Annotated in this window: 19 protein-coding genes and 1 tRNA gene; 7 read left to right on the plus strand and 13 right to left on the minus strand. The window is 70.1% G+C overall.

All coding sequences use genetic code 11. The features are described 5' to 3' along the window. From AB0O48_RS05155 to AB0O48_RS05165, 3 genes are read right to left on the minus strand one after another with little or no spacing between them, the layout of a single operon-like run. Nucleotides 1–1,101, minus strand: a complete 1,101-nt coding sequence (locus tag AB0O48_RS05155; RefSeq protein WP_357251771.1) for a glycosyltransferase family 9 protein — start codon at nt 1,099–1,101, stop codon at nt 1–3. Between the two features lie 7 nt (nt 1,102–1,108). Further along, the gene (locus AB0O48_RS05160) at nt 1,109–1,660 is read right to left on the minus strand and encodes an Hsp20/alpha crystallin family protein (protein WP_357251768.1); all 552 of its coding nucleotides are present in this window, start codon (nt 1,658–1,660) and stop codon (nt 1,109–1,111) included. Then, complete coding sequence (locus AB0O48_RS05165; RefSeq protein ID WP_357251767.1) at nt 1,660–2,163, minus strand: DUF2231 domain-containing protein; 504 nt, start codon at nt 2,161–2,163, stop codon at nt 1,660–1,662. The genes AB0O48_RS05160 and AB0O48_RS05165 overlap by 1 nt, the downstream gene beginning before the upstream one ends. 166 nt (nt 2,164–2,329) lie before the next feature. Between AB0O48_RS05165 and AB0O48_RS05170 the strand changes: the two genes are divergently transcribed. Then, entirely contained in the window at nt 2,330–2,947 is a 618-nt protein-coding gene (locus tag AB0O48_RS05170) for a pyridoxamine 5'-phosphate oxidase family protein (protein WP_357251763.1), read from the plus strand. A gap of 61 nt (nt 2,948–3,008) precedes the next feature. Next, nucleotides 3,009–3,893 (plus strand): methyltransferase domain-containing protein, encoded by an 885-nt coding sequence (locus AB0O48_RS05175; RefSeq protein ID WP_357251760.1) that lies wholly within the window; start codon nt 3,009–3,011, stop codon nt 3,891–3,893. A 7-nt stretch (nt 3,894–3,900) separates the two neighbouring features. Here the strand turns inward: AB0O48_RS05175 and AB0O48_RS05180 are convergent, their stop codons facing one another. The 4 genes from AB0O48_RS05180 to AB0O48_RS05195 form a co-directional block, all read right to left on the minus strand. Continuing rightward, the gene (locus AB0O48_RS05180) at nt 3,901–4,443 is read right to left on the minus strand and encodes a DUF4240 domain-containing protein (protein ID WP_357251757.1); all 543 of its coding nucleotides are present in this window, start codon (nt 4,441–4,443) and stop codon (nt 3,901–3,903) included. 78 nt (nt 4,444–4,521) lie between these two features. Continuing rightward, entirely contained in the window at nt 4,522–5,085 is a 564-nt protein-coding gene (locus AB0O48_RS05185) for a hypothetical protein (protein WP_357571948.1), read from the minus strand. Between the two features lie 133 nt (nt 5,086–5,218). Continuing rightward, on the minus strand, nt 5,219–5,548 hold the full coding sequence (locus AB0O48_RS05190; protein WP_357251751.1) for a hypothetical protein: 330 nt from the start codon (nt 5,546–5,548) through the stop codon (nt 5,219–5,221). Nucleotides 5,549–6,208: 660 nt separating this feature from the next. Next, on the minus strand, nt 6,209–7,054 hold the full coding sequence (locus AB0O48_RS05195; RefSeq protein WP_365063073.1) for an SGNH/GDSL hydrolase family protein: 846 nt from the start codon (nt 7,052–7,054) through the stop codon (nt 6,209–6,211). Between the two features lie 288 nt (nt 7,055–7,342). Here AB0O48_RS05195 and AB0O48_RS05200 point away from each other — a divergent pair, with 288 nt between their 5' ends. The 3 genes from AB0O48_RS05200 (at nt 7,343) to AB0O48_RS05210 (ending at nt 9,709) form a co-directional block, all read left to right on the plus strand. Next, a complete protein-coding gene (locus AB0O48_RS05200; protein WP_355027340.1) occupies nt 7,343–7,738 on the plus strand; it encodes a helix-turn-helix transcriptional regulator in 396 nt (131 codons plus the stop codon). Between the two features lie 67 nt (nt 7,739–7,805). Further along, nucleotides 7,806–8,702: an aminopeptidase gene (locus AB0O48_RS05205; RefSeq protein WP_357251747.1), complete on the plus strand. Its 897-nt coding sequence runs from the start codon at nt 7,806–7,808 to the stop codon at nt 8,700–8,702. A 242-nt stretch (nt 8,703–8,944) separates the two neighbouring features. Beyond that, nucleotides 8,945–9,709, plus strand: coding sequence for an LPXTG cell wall anchor domain-containing protein (locus AB0O48_RS05210; RefSeq protein ID WP_357251744.1), 765 nt, complete (start codon nt 8,945–8,947; stop codon nt 9,707–9,709). A 77-nt stretch (nt 9,710–9,786) separates the two neighbouring features. Here AB0O48_RS05210 and AB0O48_RS05215 read toward each other — a convergent pair whose 3' ends face one another. Next, a complete protein-coding gene (locus AB0O48_RS05215; protein ID WP_357251741.1) occupies nt 9,787–10,419 on the minus strand; it encodes a hypothetical protein in 633 nt (210 codons plus the stop codon). 145 nt (nt 10,420–10,564) lie between these two features. Here AB0O48_RS05215 and AB0O48_RS05220 point away from each other — a divergent pair, with 145 nt between their 5' ends. Then, on the plus strand, nt 10,565–11,110 hold the full coding sequence (locus AB0O48_RS05220) for a GNAT family N-acetyltransferase (protein WP_357251738.1): 546 nt from the start codon (nt 10,565–10,567) through the stop codon (nt 11,108–11,110). A 71-nt stretch (nt 11,111–11,181) separates the two neighbouring features. On the opposite strand, the gene AB0O48_RS05225 is transcribed toward AB0O48_RS05220, so the two are convergent. After that, nucleotides 11,182–11,255, minus strand: a tRNA-Thr gene (locus AB0O48_RS05225). A 143-nt stretch (nt 11,256–11,398) separates the two neighbouring features. Here AB0O48_RS05225 and AB0O48_RS05230 point away from each other — a divergent pair. Next, entirely contained in the window at nt 11,399–13,135 is a 1,737-nt protein-coding gene (locus AB0O48_RS05230) for a metallophosphoesterase (RefSeq protein ID WP_365063080.1), read from the plus strand. 92 nt (nt 13,136–13,227) lie between these two features. Here the strand turns inward: AB0O48_RS05230 and ricT are convergent, their stop codons facing one another. From ricT to AB0O48_RS05250, 4 genes are all read right to left on the minus strand, one after another. Continuing rightward, on the minus strand, nt 13,228–14,067 hold the full coding sequence (gene ricT / locus AB0O48_RS05235) for a regulatory iron-sulfur-containing complex subunit RicT (RefSeq protein WP_357251733.1): 840 nt from the start codon (nt 14,065–14,067) through the stop codon (nt 13,228–13,230). A gap of 275 nt (nt 14,068–14,342) precedes the next feature. Beyond that, entirely contained in the window at nt 14,343–15,023 is a 681-nt protein-coding gene (locus tag AB0O48_RS05240) for a hypothetical protein (protein ID WP_357251731.1), read from the minus strand. Further along, nucleotides 15,023–15,328, minus strand: a complete 306-nt coding sequence (locus AB0O48_RS05245) for a hypothetical protein (protein ID WP_357251728.1) — start codon at nt 15,326–15,328, stop codon at nt 15,023–15,025. The genes AB0O48_RS05240 and AB0O48_RS05245 overlap by 1 nt, the downstream gene beginning before the upstream one ends. 1 nt (nt 15,329) lies before the next feature. Beyond that, nucleotides 15,330–15,659 (minus strand): YbaB/EbfC family nucleoid-associated protein, encoded by a 330-nt coding sequence (locus AB0O48_RS05250; RefSeq protein WP_355027350.1) that lies wholly within the window; start codon nt 15,657–15,659, stop codon nt 15,330–15,332. Between the last annotated feature and the right edge of the window lie 84 nt (nt 15,660–15,743).

Raw genomic sequence — 15,743 nt, forward strand, 5'->3', positions numbered from 1 at the left:
CTACCGGGTGAGCAACTCCCGGGCGGCTTCCAGCACCTCGATCACCGGAACGTCGGCGACGAAGGAGTCCCGATGCGGGCACTCACCGTCGCCGGGTCGGTGCGGATAGATGCCCGGTGTGCAGTCGACCCCGCAGACCGGGCAGTGCACCGTCCACGAGCTGATCGGCCGGTGCCGGCCCCGCAGCGGGCTGGCCCCGTTGATCAGGTTACCCACCCAGAAGATGCCCACCGTGGGCGCGCCCACCGCGGCGGCCACGTGCAGCGGGCCGGTGTCGTTCGAGATGACCAACGCGCAGTCGGCGTAGCAACCGACCAGCCCACCCAGGCTGAGCGTACCCACCTGTGGGCGCACCGGCACCCGAGCCGCGGCGACGACCCGGTCCACCACCTCCTGCTCGGCGGGCGTGCCGGTGACCAGCACCTCGTAGCCGTCCTCGTGCAGCGCACGCGCCACCTCGGCGAAGTGCTCGGCGGGCCAGCGGCGGCGGTTGTCGGTGGCGCCCGGGTGCAGCGCCACCCGGCGCCGGTCCGCCGAGCCGAGCACCCGGGCGGCCTCGGCCCGATCGGCGTCGGTCACCGCGAGCGTCGGGGTGATGGTGGTGGCCGGCGCTCCCACCAGCCCCACCACCTCCAGGTAGCGGATCACCTCGTGCTGGTAGTAGACGTAGCGGAGCCACCGGTCCAGCGGCGGCGCGTCGTCGGCGCGCAGGCCGACGGTCACCCGGGCACCGAGGCGACTGATCAGCGGGTTCGAGTTGGCGCCACCGCCGTGGATCTGCACCGCCAGGTCGAACCCGGTAGCGGCGGCCAGGAAGTCGTCGATCGACGACTCCGACTCGCCGGGCTCGGCAGCACGGATGCCGGGCGCGGGCGGCACCACGAGCACCCGGTCCACCGGGCCCGGCCGGTCGCGCAGGAGCTTCGCGTGCCACGGCGCTCCGAGCAACACGATCTCCGCCCCGGGGTACGCGGCACGCAACGCGTCCAACGCCGGCAGGGCGAAGATGAAGTCGCCGAGGGCGTTGGCGCGCAACACCGCGATGCGGTGCACGTCTTCGACGCGCCCGGCCGTCGGGCCGAGCAGGGACTGAGTGACCACGCAGCAGCTACGTTCGGTCGACCTCGCCGGCGGTGTCCGGGCGGTGCAGCTCCCGGTCCGCGGCGGGGTCGGCCGGCATCGGCGTACCAGTGGAAAGGTCGCCGGAGCGCGGCCCGGTGCGACCGACGGTGATGGTGCGCGGCGCGGGTCGGGTCGCCCGGGGCAACCGGACCCGGAGCAGGCCATGGTCCATGACCGCGTCGATGGCCTCCGGGTCGACCCGCGACGGCAGGTTGATGCGGTATTCGAAGCCTCGCGTCTCGAAGCCGCCGGGAATGCCCTGGTCGGCGTTGACCTCCGCCTCGGAGCGGGCCCGTACGCACAGTTCGAGGTCGTCCAGTTCCACCGCCACCTCCTCCGGCGCCACCCCGGGCAGCCGGACGACGGCCTCCCAGCCGTCGGCGGTCTCGGTCAGCTCGACGTCGGACGCACCGGCCCGGCCACCGACCAGGCGGCTCAGCTCGGCGCGCAGTGACTGCAGTTCCCCCATCGGATCCCAGCCCTGCTGCCGACCACCCCGCCAGCCCCGACCGAATCCGCTGTTCTGCTGCTCACTCATCACACCTCTCCGATCCGCTGCGTGGCCGTGGGCGGCCGTAGTGAGCTGGGCGCGTCCAGGCCGGCGTCCCGGTCGACGCCCACACCGAGCCGGTCGACCAACTCGCCGCCCAGCCAGGCGCTGATGCCGAGGATCCCCACCGCGACCACCTCGATGGCGACGAGGGCACCGCCCGCGGCCCGGGAGTCGGCGTTGAGCCGGACGGCCCACACCGCGGCGAAGAGCAGGATCACCGCGACGTTGGCGGCGGCGTGCAGCAGACCCACCCGCTTGGCCCGGGTGCCGGTCGGGATGGCCAGCAGGTCGAACGAGCCGGCCGCCGCCGCGAGGAGACCGCCGATCAGGCCGACGGTGATGTTCCAGTACGCGACCTCGCCGAGCAGGTCGGGGCCACCGACGGTGTCGACCACGTCGAACAGCACCGCCGTGGCCAGCAGCGCGACCGGGAACATGACGAGCATCGGATGGACTGGGTGACCCAGTACCTTGAGTCGGCTCTCCATCTCCGGCCTCCACGTGTCGGCGTCCTGCGGAACGGTTCTCGTGCGGCGGGCGCGTCGGGTGAGGCCCTACCCCCGGCGACCGGGCACAAACCTCACCCTGGTCACGGCGGCCTAGGCTGACAAGCGGCGGTGCCCGCCAACGGGTCAACGCCTGAGGGAGGATCACGTGACGGTGGAGATCACTTCGCACGAGGAGCTTCGCGACCTGCTCGGGGTGCCGAGCGCACGGGCCGCCAACAAGGATCGCCGTCGCCTGCACGAGCGGGACCGCGAGTGGCTCGCCGCCTCGCCGTTCTGCCTGCTGGCCACCGCTGGCGCGGACGGCAGCTGCGACGTCTCACCCAAGGGCGACCCGGCCGGCTTCGCCCTGGTGCTGGACGACACGACGATCGCCGTGCCCGAGCGGCCGGGCAACAAGCGCGCCGACGGTTACCGCAACATCCTGGACAACCCGCACGTCGGGATGCTCTTCCTGATCCCGGGCCGCACCGACACACTGCGGATCAACGGGCGCGCCCGCCTGGTGAGCGACGCTCCCTGGTTCGACGACATGATGGTCAAGGGGCACCGGCCGGTGCTCGCCGTGGTGGTCGAGATCGAGCAGATCTTCTATCACTGCGCGAAGGCGTTCCTGCGGTCCGCGCTGTGGCAGCCGGAGACCTGGCAGCCCGACCTGCTGCCGTCCCGCGCCCGCCTGATCAAGGAGGTCGAGGCGCCCATGGTGAGCCTGCAAGATTTGGAGCGGCACTACGGCCCGGAGTACGCCAAGAACATCTACACCTGATCCCGTCAACCTACGCTCACCGAGGGTCACGGTGATGAGGCTCGCCTGGTAGCTTCCGTCGATGAGCTCGTCAACTGAACGAGGCGCGGCGGGCCACGTTGACCGCGTCGCTGACTACTACGACAACAACACGCGTCGGTTCCTCCTGGTTGCCGAGAGCCCAGGCAGTGACGCGATCCACCGGGGCGTGTGGACTCCGGATGCCGTGACCTCCGCAGATGCCATGGACACCGTCAACCGCCTGATGATCGAGCGTTTGCGCGGCCACGTGCCTGCGGGAGACGCGAGGGTGCTCGACCTTGGCTGTGGCGTCGGCGCGACGATGGTTCGCCTGGCCCGGGCGGTGGATGGCTTGATCTCTGGCGTGACCATCAGCCGGGTGCAGGCCGAGATCGCAGCGAAACGGTTCGCCCGCGAGGGACTGACCGACCGTTGTCAGGTGATCTGCGCCGACTTCGCCGAACTGCCCGCGGGACCGCACTACGACGCCATGGTCGCCGTGGAGGCGGTGGTCCACTCGCCGTCGCTGAAGGATCTCCTCCCGTCCCTTGCGGATCGGCTGCGCCCCGGAGGCCGCCTGATCCTGTGCGACGACTGGCTGACCGACAAGGATCGCGGGCTCGCCGCACGCGAGCGCTGCCTCGACCAGTTCCGCGCCGGCTGGCGGATCGGGAGTCTGCACACTGTGGCCGAGCTGGACGCCATGTCTGAGCGCGCTGGGTTGCGCGTGGTCGAGGACCTGGATCTGACCTCGTATCTGCGCCTCGGTCGGCCCCGCGACCGCGTGGTCAAGCTGGCCGTGGGCGCCACAGCCGTCGTGCCCCGCCTTCGCGACCGTCTTGTCGAGATTCCCCTGTGGGCCAACATGGTTGGCGGGTCCGCGTTGCAGGCTGGATTGGCGCGGCGTTGGCTGGAGTATCGCCTGATCGTGCTCGAGAAGGCCTGAGCTTCGGTCAGGCCGACCAGCCGGCCCGATTGCCGAACGACTCCCGGGTGATGCCGGAGCCGGTCTCCGGCCGCGAACCGAACCGATCGTCGTGTAGATGCGCGAAGAGATAACACATGCCTTCGCAGTCGGCATCCAGCAGCGCCATCGCCGGGTTGGCGCGGACCGCCTCGTAATACGCCTGCCCCAGGGCCACGATGAAACCTCGGGCGTAGAGGAAGCCGTCGTCCGACCCGTCGGTCACCTCGTGGATGTCTTCCCGATCGATGTCGTACAGCTTGCGCTCCACCACCCGGTCGAGATCTGTCAACTCCTGCCCGGTCAGCCCGACCGTCAACTGCCGAAGGCGGTCCAGGAAGGCGTCCAGCCAGGCGTCGATCGCGTAGGACGTGCCGTCGTCGCCGTCGTCATCGGCGGGGTCGCGCTCGATGAGGGCCTGCCGCAGCGCCAAGGGTTCGGCGCCCAGCTCGGCCCAGGCCGCCTCGATGAGGGCCCACAACCGGGCCTCGTCGGCGGGGGTGGGCAGCGTCCCCGGGGAATCGGTGGTCACGGTCGAACCGTATTGGCAAGGACTGACACTTCCGTACGAACGAGTCGCTCTGGCGTCGTTCGCAGGTGCTGGCCCGAACTACGTACCGGCACGAACCAGCGGCGGCCTCTGCTCCGGATACGCCGGGTCCGGCACCGCACGACGCCACCGAAAGTAGGCGTTGGCGGATGGGAGCGCGAGCAGGATGATGGCGACCAGCAGTGCGGGCGACGCCACGAGCCCCGAAACGGTGCTCACCGGCTCGACCCACCCGGGCATCAGTTGGTCCGCGATTGCATCCACCCGGTCCCAGTCGGTGCTGTCCGGGACGTCGCTGGTGTCAATCGGGAGGAGGCCCAGGATCAGCCACGCGGCCGAAAACGCCACCGTCACGCCACCCAGGACCCAGGTGACGATCCGGGTCCAGTTCCGGCCGGCGAGGTTGGCCAGCGCCAGCGCCAGGATGGCGAGGGCAGTCAGTGCCACGACCAGGCCGACACCCGCTTGGAACACCATCCCCACGGCAGCGAAGCTGCTTGGCGTGCCTGCCTGCTCGTGCGCTCTCTGGTAGGTGTTCTGATCCACCGCCTCGGCGGCTACCTGCGCGAGCCGGGCCAGCCCACTCAGCCCCAACAACGCACTGGACGCGGTGACGACGTGCACCCCTGGCCTACCGACCCCCGTGATCATGGTCGGATGCTAGCGCCGGTCGCCGTCCGTCCGCTGTCCATAGGACGTCGGCCAGGAGCTGGACCAGCGCCGGGACTGCGTCAGGACGGCGCGTCGTACGCCCGGGTCAGTAGCCGATGCTCATCAGGTCGGGAGTGTCGTCGTCACCACCACCGGGCCGCGTGTCGGTGCCCCGGTCCTGATAACCACGCCAGTACGCCTGCTGGGGTGCCCGGGCCACCGAGATGACCACGACCTTGATGCCTCCGGCCAACTGTCGGCTGTTGACGATGACGGCGGCGACCGAAGCGGCGGCGGCGATGGCCCCAACGGCGAAGGCTCGGCCGGACACCGCGCCGTCCCAGTCGATCGCGGCGACCAGCACAGTGGCCAGCCAGCAGAGTCCGGCGACGGCGATGACGACATTCGCGGCCTTTGACTGAGTGCGAGTATCCACGAGGGGCTCCGATCTGCGCTGGGGCGGCGGTACGAGGGGATCTGAGGTCGGGTCACCTCCAGCCGGGCGCACACCGGGCGGCTGGCATCGGTCACGCCACCCGTCACGCGGCGGGTGAGCCACATCAGGCCGGGCGGGGGCCAGGTCCGGTCCTGCCACCTACGGGACGTCGGAGCGGGGCAGCAGTCGGCCGAGACGCTGCGCGAGGGACGGAACGAACGCAGCGACCAGGATGCTCGGCGGGTGCGCGGCGCGGTCACCGTGCCGCCCACCCCCGGCGCCCGGGCATTGGAACGACGGCGCACCGCGAGGGCTGGGATCACACCAGGCCGCGGCGGCGATGCCACACCGGAAGGGGCGCTGCCACCCTGTTCGAGCCACATGCAGCCTCCCCCCGGTAGGCGTCGTCCCGATCCACGTGAGGTACGGAGCTGCCGCACTGACCTGCCGGGATTGGGCCGGAGGAAAGCTCGGCAGATAAACATGATCTCGCACCCGTCCAGCCGAAGCGAGCCCACTGCACGGACACACGCTTTGGTCAGCGGGCTGGTTGCGCTCATCGACCAACGACGAAGCCGGCCCTACCCAGGATGGGCAGAGCCGGCAGAAGGTGGTCGCTGCCCGGTGGCGCGTCGGGTCACCGCAGTGACCGGACCCGCCTCAGTTGAGGTTCATCCTGGCGCAGGGAACCCAGTTGCCGACCGGGTAGCCCGGCCGCCGGCCCACCAACCCGCACGGCAGCGGTGCCGTCGGGAGGCCCAGCCGGGGTGCGATGGTGTTGAATGCCAGCCGGCCCATCACGGTGTAACCGCCCGGCGTGGGGTGCACGCCGCACTGGTCCAGATAGCCTTCCGGGATGGGCTGGTAGTCGATGAAGTTTGGTACGCGGCTGCCGTACTCGTCGATCACCTTGATGCTGCGGTAGATCGCGTCGTTGACCTTGGCTTCGCTCGCCGGGAGCCAGGCGGGACTTGGACCGGGTGGGGTCGTGCAGCCGTCGGTGCCGTGCCCGGAGCTGTACTGCACCCAGGACGGGTACATGAGCACGTCCGGGTCCAGATCCAGCGCGGTGTCGAAGAGCGCGCGGTAGGTGCTCTCGAAGGCGGTGATCTGCGCCGAGGTGGCGTTCGACAGGTTGTTGTTGGTCCCGCAGTTCAGCAGGATCACGTCGGGCCGGTACGTGGTGACCAGACCCGCCATCCGCGACGACCAGTAGTTGCAGGTGGTGCCTCCGGCGGCGGCGACGACAAACTCGTACGGTTGGCAGAACTGACCGAACAGCCACCCCAACTCCTCGCGGTAGCCGGCGGTCTCCGATGCGGTCATCGTCGCGCCCGCGGTGATCGAGTCACCCACGGTCAGAATCTTCACCGTGGGTCGCGCCGGCTCCGGGCAGGCGGCGGCAGCCGCGGCCTGGGCGGCGACGGGTGTCCCCGACGGAATGGACAGGCCGATCGCCACGAGGACAAGGGCGGCGGCACTCACCAACACAGGACGTAGTTTCATCGACTCTCCCCCGTACGCACGCGGCGACTCGCTCGCCACGGACCAGGCCTGGCACTGGTAATGCCATTCGTGGCACTGACGGTACCGCGTCCACCACTCAGTGCCAAGTGTGGCAATGACACGTACTTTCGGTTAATGGTGGTCGATCTTTGTTGACAGGGCTGCTCTCCGTAATCGCAGCAGGAAGCGGCCCTTCAAGCCGCCTCGCTGGCCAGCAGCCGGAGCCGAATCTGGCACTACACTCGGGTCCGGCAACGGAGTCCCACATGCGGCACTTACGATCACCCTGTGTCAGCGAGTGCCAGCCAAGATCCCCGGGTCATCGCGTTCGCGCGGTTCATCAAACGCGCCCTCGACGAGGCCGTCCGAGAACGCGCCATGTCCATCGAGGACGTCGAGCAGCGCACCGGCATCGGCCGCTCGACGATCTACCGATGGCGCCGGGCCGAGATAGCCAACCCGCAGCGCACCCAGGTCCAGCAGTTCTGCGACGGCCTCGGCATCCCGCGCTCGGTGGCCTCGCAGATACTGGGCTGGGACGGCGCGCCGCCATCACCCACGCCCGACCCGAGCACCGACCCCGACCTGCGGGCGGTCGCACGCATCCTGATGGATCCCAACGTCTCGGCGGAGGAGAAGACCGTCATTCGAGCGACGCTGCAACACCTGGCCCGCCGAAGGTAGCCCCGGTCAAACGGGTGGGTCTGCCGCCGGGCCACGCACGTCCGACTCACGTGTCAGGATCTCGGCCATGCGTCTCCCGTTCGGCCTGCTCGTCGCATCCGTCGCGGGCGGCCTGCTCTCGGCTGCGGCGGCGCTGCTCGCCATGCCAGCCGCATCGATGCAATTCGGCCTGGTCATGCTGCTCGCACTGCTCGGCTACGTCCTGCTGGATCGCGGCGCGCGCCGGGTGCGGTGGGCCGTCGCCGCCGGTGTCGTGCTCCTCGCCGTGGTGGCGGCCAAGAGACTGTTCTGGCATCAGGAGCAGGTCGTCGACGTGGGCTGGGTGACCTACGGGCCAGCGGCAGCGGAGACGTCCAACCTGGGGCCGTGGCGCGAGTCGATCGACAGGCAACGGCTCGCCGCGCTTGGCGTGGCGCTCGGCGTTGTCTGTCTCTCGGCCGCCGTGGTGGCACTACCGTCCCGCGGCAGACGGCGGGGTGTGGCGACGGCGGCCGTCGCGCTGCTGCTGCTCGCCTGGTTCGGGCTGGACTCGACCCGGGAGTTCGTCGACTATCCGCTGCCGGACCTGCTCGGGACGGTCTGGCCGGCGCTGCTCGCCACCCTCGTGTCCATCGGGGCACTCGCGCTGTCCGGATGGCGGGCCGACCGCCGTTGGCTGCTCCCGGTGGGGTTGTTCCTGCTGTCCCTCACAACGGCGAACGCGTACTCGGATCTCGCCGGAGTGTGGTCCGGGTGGTGGGAGATGGCCCACCCTCACCAGAGCGTCTTCCTGGTCTTGGGGATGGTGGTGAGCACGTCGTGGGAAGACTCCCTTGAGGTGTCGTCGGCCGTGGAGACGGCGATCGCGCTCGCCGGGGCGGGGTTGACGGCCGTCGGCACGCTGCGCAGTTCCCGTGAGGCCACGGATCAGACGGGCGTCCCGCTGACCGGCCACGAAGACCCGGACAAAACCTTCCCGGCATAGCGCACCCCAACCAACGCTGTTGATCACGAGGGTACGGACATCAGCCTCTGGCCCTTTCCTACCGAACCCTTGGCCCCATTGGGTCAGCGCATGAATGCGAAGTGTAACCATGGTCCGCCTTTTTGCGGTCCATAGGTGCGGCCTTCCTCATTGCACGGTCCACAGCAGCCACCGCTTCTTGCGTTCTCGCTCGCCGTCGGTAACATCTTCATGTTTTGATCTATAACGGGGAGAGAACCAACATGCGATTGAAGTTCCCGGCCGGCGCCCTCATTGCGCTGGCGCTGCTGATTCCGGCCGCACCGGCGGCGGCTCAACCACCATCGCCCGGGCTGAACGCGGCCTGCCAGACAGTCGAGCGCAAGGTGTACAAGGATATCCGCGAGCTTGTCACCATCGATCTGGACACCGCCACCGTTGTCCAGGTACGGGTGCTGGCCTCTCAGATCCTGGCAGCGGCAGGCAAGGACAAGCTGCCCACTCTGCAGGACGCCCTCCAGAAGCCGCTGGACGGCACCTCGGCAGAGCTGCGGGCCTTCCTCAAGGCGGACGTTTACACGGCCTGGTCAGTGGCTCTGCGGATCGCGGTGAACCAGACGATGACGGGCGCTGGCACCAACGTGAAGGAGGCCGCACAGAACACGCTCAAAACCGACTCCGTCGACACCTACCTGGCTTACCTGAACAACGACCTGTACGCCGCACGTACGGCTGACTGCGCGTCGCAGCCCACGCCGACGCCCAGCGCCACGTCGACTGCCACGCCGATCGCGACGCCGAGCGCGACGACCACCGCCACGCCGAGCGCGACGACCAGCGCGACGACGACCGTTGCACCGACCCCGACGTCCTCCGCCAGCGAGGCCGCTGCCGGCGGTGACGGCGGCGGGCTGCCCGTGACCGGTGCCAACACCATGATCGTGGCCAGCATTGGCGCTGCGCTTCTGCTCCTCGGCGGCGCGGGCTACCTGATCGGACGCCGACGCCGTGCCCGCTTCGTGGCATAACTAGTTCAACGCGCCCGGCTCGATGATTCGTCGAGCCGGGCGCGATCGGCGCCGGTCGCGCCGAGGCCGGAAAGTGTTCAGAAACGCCCGCTGATGGAGGCGCCGACAATCCACCGGATGTCCGATTCGGAGATCTGGTATGGATCTGGCGGAGGCCACCACAACAGGACGAAGTACATCCTGTTGCGGATCCACTCCGCCTGCTGAATTCCCTCGCCGCTGACCGTTCGGTAGACGCGAACCTCAACGCCGTCGACACGCAGATACTCCGGCGCGACATCGTCCACGCGATCCGGCAGCGTCGTGATTGCGGGATCCCGGAAGAGACTCAGGGAGCGACCGCCGCGGTAGGTGGAAGCTAGTAACTTGTCGTTGATGTCCGACTGATATGCCCCGTTGAATGGCTTCTCGCGGCTCTTGATGAAGCGCTTCGCCGGCTCCAGGGTCGCGATTGGACTCGCGGCGGTGGAGGCCACCGGTCCAGCCGACGTCGCCGCAGCCGTGGGGGCCGCTGGCTGGGGCGGCGGCCGTGACTCCGGCGAACGATTCGACGGCGCGGCATCGAAGCCCAGGAGGACCGCGACGGCAGCACCGACCATCAGCAGGGTGCTTCGCCCGCCGCGGGGTGGCTCGCCGTACGCCAGGATGGTGGAGCCGTCAGGTGACGCAGTGGTGGCGGCGTCCCGCGGAGCAGGCTGCATGTGGGCCATATTGGCATCAAGCCACCGCCGCGGTGGTCCGCACGGCGGGTCGGCGCCGGTCCGGGTGCTGGTCTGTGGCGGGGGACTGCGCCCAGAGCGCGGTGACTTTCGCGCGCTGATGTTTCCGATGGCGCGATACGCGATACTTCCCGTCATGAACCGCCATGACCTTGTGGAGTTCAAGCAGATCTGTCACCCGTCCGAGATCAGTGCCCGCCAGATACGCGAGCTGGTCGAATGCTGGATCGCGGTAGCGAACCTGGGCGGTGCCGTCGGCTTCGCGTTCCCACCCGTCGGATCGGAACAGGTGGCTCCCGTGGCCGAACGCCTCATCGCCGGCCTTGATCCTCAGCGCAGCAGGCTCCTGCTGGCGGTGGTCGACGGGACACTGGCAGGTTGGCTGCACCTGTTCCGTCACGAGGATCCGCTCGTGGCTCACTGGGGCACCGTCAACCGCGTCCAGACACATCCCGACCACCGAGGTCGCGGGATCGGCGCAGCGATGATGCATCGGGTTCGGCAGATCGGCCGTGACGAGATGGGGTTTGAACAACTGCGCCTGTGCGCGCGAGGTGGAGCCGGCCTGGAGGACTTCTACGGTCGGCTCGGCTGGAAGGAGATCGGCCGGTGGCCCGGGGCGCTGCGGTTTGGCGAGGGCGATGACCGGGACGAGATCCTGATGATCCTCGCGCCGCTGTGACTCCTGAAGGCATAGAAAAGGGCCTCTGGCTCCCGGGCTTCCACCCGAGGCCAGAGGCCCTTTTCCTACTGAGCCGCCTGACGGAATCGAACCGTCGACCTACGCATTACGAGTGCGTCGCTCTAGCCGACTGAGCTAAGGCGGCAACGATCAGCAAGTGTACGGCACCCCGTTGGCCCGCACCGAACGGGATACCCCCGCGCTTCCAGCATCGGCAACCGGACAACGACTGCCAACTGAGCCGTTACCGGACAGCGCCTTGCCGGATCCGGTACTACGCTGCGGCGGGTGAGCGACGAACGCGACGACCGGGCTCCGGCGGCCGACGATCACCCCGACGGCGAGCGTGTCCGGCCTCGGCCACGCTCCACCGATCCGCTGGAGCTGGGCTTCACCCCGCGCAAGCCGGTGCCGTGGCTGGCGCCGTTCCTGCTGATCAGCACCGGCATCCGGACGCTGCTGGCGATCCTCTTCGGCGCCTACCTCGACAAGCGCGAGTTGCAGAACGCCTTCGGCGACGACATCTTCCGCCAGGCGGGACCGGACGGCGGGCTCTGGCTCGACTACGTGGCCGACCTCGGTGACGGCTTCCACGCCACATACTCGGTCGCGTACCTGCTGGCGCAGCCGGAGCTGACCGTGGACGGACACCGGCTGCCCCGGGCGCAGACCCTGGTGATGGGCGGCGACCAGGTGTACCCGTCGGCGGCCTACGAGGAGTACGAGAACCGGTGCAAGGGCCCCTACCAGGCCGCGCTTCCGCTGACCCCGCCCGAACGCCCCACGCTGTTCGCGGTGCCGGGCAACCACGACTGGTACGACGGACTGACCGCCTTCCTGCGGCTGTTCGTCCGCTCCCGGGACCGCAACTTCGCCGGCTGGCGTACCGGGCAGTCGCGGTCGTACTTCGCCGTGGAGTTGCCGGCCGGCTGGTGGCTGCTCGGTCTGGACGACCAGTCCGGCTCGTACCTGGACGACCCGCAGTTGGCCTACTTCGACGAGGTGGCCCGACGACTCGGCCCGGAGTCGAAGGTGATCCTGGCCGCGCCGTCGCCGACCTGGGTCAAGGCCGCCGACAGCCCTGCGGCGTACGACTCGATCGACTACTTCGTCCGGACGATCATCGACCCGACCGGGGCGCGGGTGCGGCTGTTGCTCTCCGGCGACCTGCACCACTACGCCCGCTACGCCAGCCCGGACCGACAGTTGATCACCTGTGGTGGCGGCGGGGCGTACCTGTACCCCACCCACAAGCTGCCGGAGCGCATCGAGGTGCCGCCGCGCGACACGCTGGCCCGCCGGGCCAGCCGCACACAGCCGTACGACCTGGTGGCCCGCTATCCCGACGCGGCCCGCTCCCGTCGCTACGGCTGGGGCATCTTCCCCCGGCTGCCGTTCCGTAACCCTGGCTTCACCACGCTCCTCGGCATCCTGCACACCCTGCTGATGCTGGCCATGGCGGGTGCGACGGCGAACTGGGCCGACAGCACCGATCAGCGACTGTTCAGCGTCCCGCTGGTGCTGATGGTGCTCGTGACGGTGGCGGCGGCGGTGCTGTTCGCGAAGCCGCCCAACGCCAGCGGTAAGCGGCACGCCCGGCACTGGCTTCTCGGCGTCGGCCACGGGGTGGCTCAGGTGGCGATGGCCGCTGGCGGCACCTGGGTCTGGTTGGCGCTGCCGTTCTACGAATGGCCGTGGCCGCTGCCGGCAGTCGCCGCGACCGTGGTCTACGGACCGGTGATCGGCCTGGTCGCCAGCCAGTTGGTGGCGGCGTACCTGCTGGTGGCGGGCTCGTGCGGGGTGAACGTCAACGAACTGTTCGCCGGGCAGGGCATCGAGGACGCCAAGGCGTTCCTGCGGTTGCGCATCGATCCGGACGGCACGCTGACCATCTACCCGGTCGCGGTGGACCGGGTTTCCCGCGACTGGCAGGTGAACCCCGACCAGTCCCCCACGGCGAGCTGGCTGACCCCGAAGTCACGCCTGACCGCCCACCTGGCCGAACCCCCGATAGTCCTGCCCTGAGAGTGACCACCCACAGGTTGATCAAGAGGTTTGCGTCATCCGGGGAACGATCCCTGACGCAAACCTCTTGATCACCGCGCAGGGGGCGGGGGTCAGGGGGTGTAGTGCTGGTCGTGGGCTTGGCGGGGGGCGCAGACGGAGGCGCGGGAGCAGGAGCAGCGGGAGCCGTCCGCGTCGAGACGGACCGTCACCGCGTCCCGGGGGACGCTGTGGCCGACGACCCGGCCGTCGCCCTCCGGCGTGGAGACCCGGCTGCCGACCGCCGGGGCGGTCTCCTGGAACCTGGCGTACAGGGGGTGCTCGTACTTGAGGCAGCACATCAACCGGCCACACGCGCCGGAGATGCGCAGCGGGTTGAGGGGCAGGTCCTGGTCCTTGGCCATCCGGATGGTCACCGGCTCGAAGTCGGTGAGGAACGTCGCGCAGCACAGGTCGCGACCGCAGGAGCCGATGCCGCCCTGCACCCGCGCCGAGTCGCGCGCGGACAGCTGCCGTAGCTCGACCCGGCAGTGCAGGGTGGCGCCCAGATCACGGACCAGGGAACGGAAGTCCACCCGGTGCGGGGCGGTGAAGTAGACGGTGCTGCGCTCGCCGCCACTCTCGGCGGAGCCGAGCACGTGGTCGACGGCCACCACCTTCATCGGCAGGCCGTGCGAGCGGATCAGCCGTTTCGCGGCCACCTTCGCCTCGGCCTTACGACGCCGTAACTCCTCGTCCCGGCGCAGGTCGTCGTCGCCGGCGACCCCCACCAGCCGGGGAAAGCCGTCGGTCTCCTCGGTGACCCACTGCGCAGCCCACACGCACTCCGCCACCTCGGGCCCGTCGTCGGTGGGCACCAGCACCTTGTCGCCCACCTGCGGACGCAACTCGCCAGGATCGAGGTAGTAGAGGCGCCCGTACCTGTTGAAGCTGACCGCGCAGAGCATCCCCATCCCCCCACCCTACGACGGATCACCGCAAAGAACGCACCAGCCAATCCCCCAACTGCCATCCATGAGCGTCGACTCGACGGATTGCCGGGCGGCCCGTCGTGCCGTTGCGCCTCGCCCGGACGGTTGATTCCGGACCCGGACAGCAGACAAGCACGCCCCCGGCGGCGTTGAGTGAAAGGCAGACCTGCGGGGGGTGCAGGGGAAGACCACGGCGTCGCCGTGGGCGCCGGCTCCGGTCCGACGCCCGCGAGCGACGCCGTGGCCCGTGCGAGCGACTACCAGCCGACGCGGGTGGGCTGGTCGTAGTGCGGCTGGCCGACCACCGGCGAACGCCACGCGGTCTCGGCGAGGCTCGGTGCCCACTGACGCAGCAGTGTCTCCGCACCGTCGTACGCGACGCAGAGCACCGCCAGCACCCGCGCGGCGATCTCCGCCGCGTCGGCCACACCCGGCCCGACCGGCCCGGGGCGGGTCGACGGACCCGGGGCGGTGGCGGCGACCACGGCCACCGCCTCGGCCGAGCGCAGCACGTCGGCCAACGTCCGGGCCAACGCGAGACGACTGCCCTCCACCCAGTCGGCGAGCGCGTCCGCGTAACCGGCTGTGGATTCGAGCCGCCCGACCAGGCTGTCCGGCCCCTCGTCGAGGTGGCGCAGCAGCGCGGCCCGCTGTTGCCCGTACGCGGTGGCTGCCGGGCCGGACCAGAGCACCGAGTCGGTGAGCGCGGCGGAGACGTCGTCGTACCCACGGACCAGCCGGCGCACCGCGTGCCCGGCGCCGGCGAGCGGCGCGGGGTGCAGGTCGAGGAAGCCGCGGACCGCGTCGCCGGGCAGCACCTGCATCCGGCGCAGCAGCGGCCAGACCCGGTGCCCCTCCGGGACGCCGGCGGCGATCAGCCGGTCCACCCGGCGCAGCAGGTCGAGGCCGGGGTCGGCGAGCCGGTCCAGCGCGTCCATCAGGGCTCCCCGGCGAGCCGGCGGCGGGCTGCCCGGTCGACCTCGGCGTAGCGGTCGGCGGCCTCCCGCACCGCCGCGGCGGCGGCGGCCAGCCGACCGGCGGCGGTGTGCGCCTCCCGGGCCCGGTCGTCGGTGGCGGTGACCCACTGCCGGTGCAGCGCGCGACCGATCTCGCCGGGGCGGCCCGGAGCGTCGGCACCGAACGCGGCCTGAGCCGGGTCGCTGGCGGTGACGGTGTGCGCGATCGTGGTGAGCGTGGCGCTCGCCTCGTCCAGTCGGGCGGAGAGCGCGCCCAGTGTGTCCATCTCAGGCCCCCGCGAGAGGTCGGTAGGCGGCGAAGGTCTCGTTGTGCAGCTTCTCCCGCGCCCACTCGGCGGCGTCGGCGGCCGCGGTGACCGCCGCCTGCACGGAGCCGGCGACGTCCCGTGGGTTGCGGGTGTGCAGTGGGCCGAGGAACCGGACGTGGGTGATCCGCCCTCCGGCGGTGACGACGACCTCGACCAGACCGTCAGGCGACCGGACGGTCACCTCGACGGTGGACACCGCCTGGTCGAACTCCGCCTGAAGCTGCTCGATCCGGCGGTATCGCCGCACCGCCTCCTCGATCCAGGCTTCGTCGATCTCCCCCCGTGGCATCGGCCGACTCCTCCCGGATGAGCCATCACTGAGCGTGCCGCCGCCGTCACCTCGGCACACCGGACCGTACCGCACCACAATCGG

Source organism: Micromonospora sp. NPDC085948, assembly GCF_040686315.1.
Lineage (GTDB): Bacteria > Actinomycetota > Actinomycetes > Mycobacteriales > Micromonosporaceae > Micromonospora.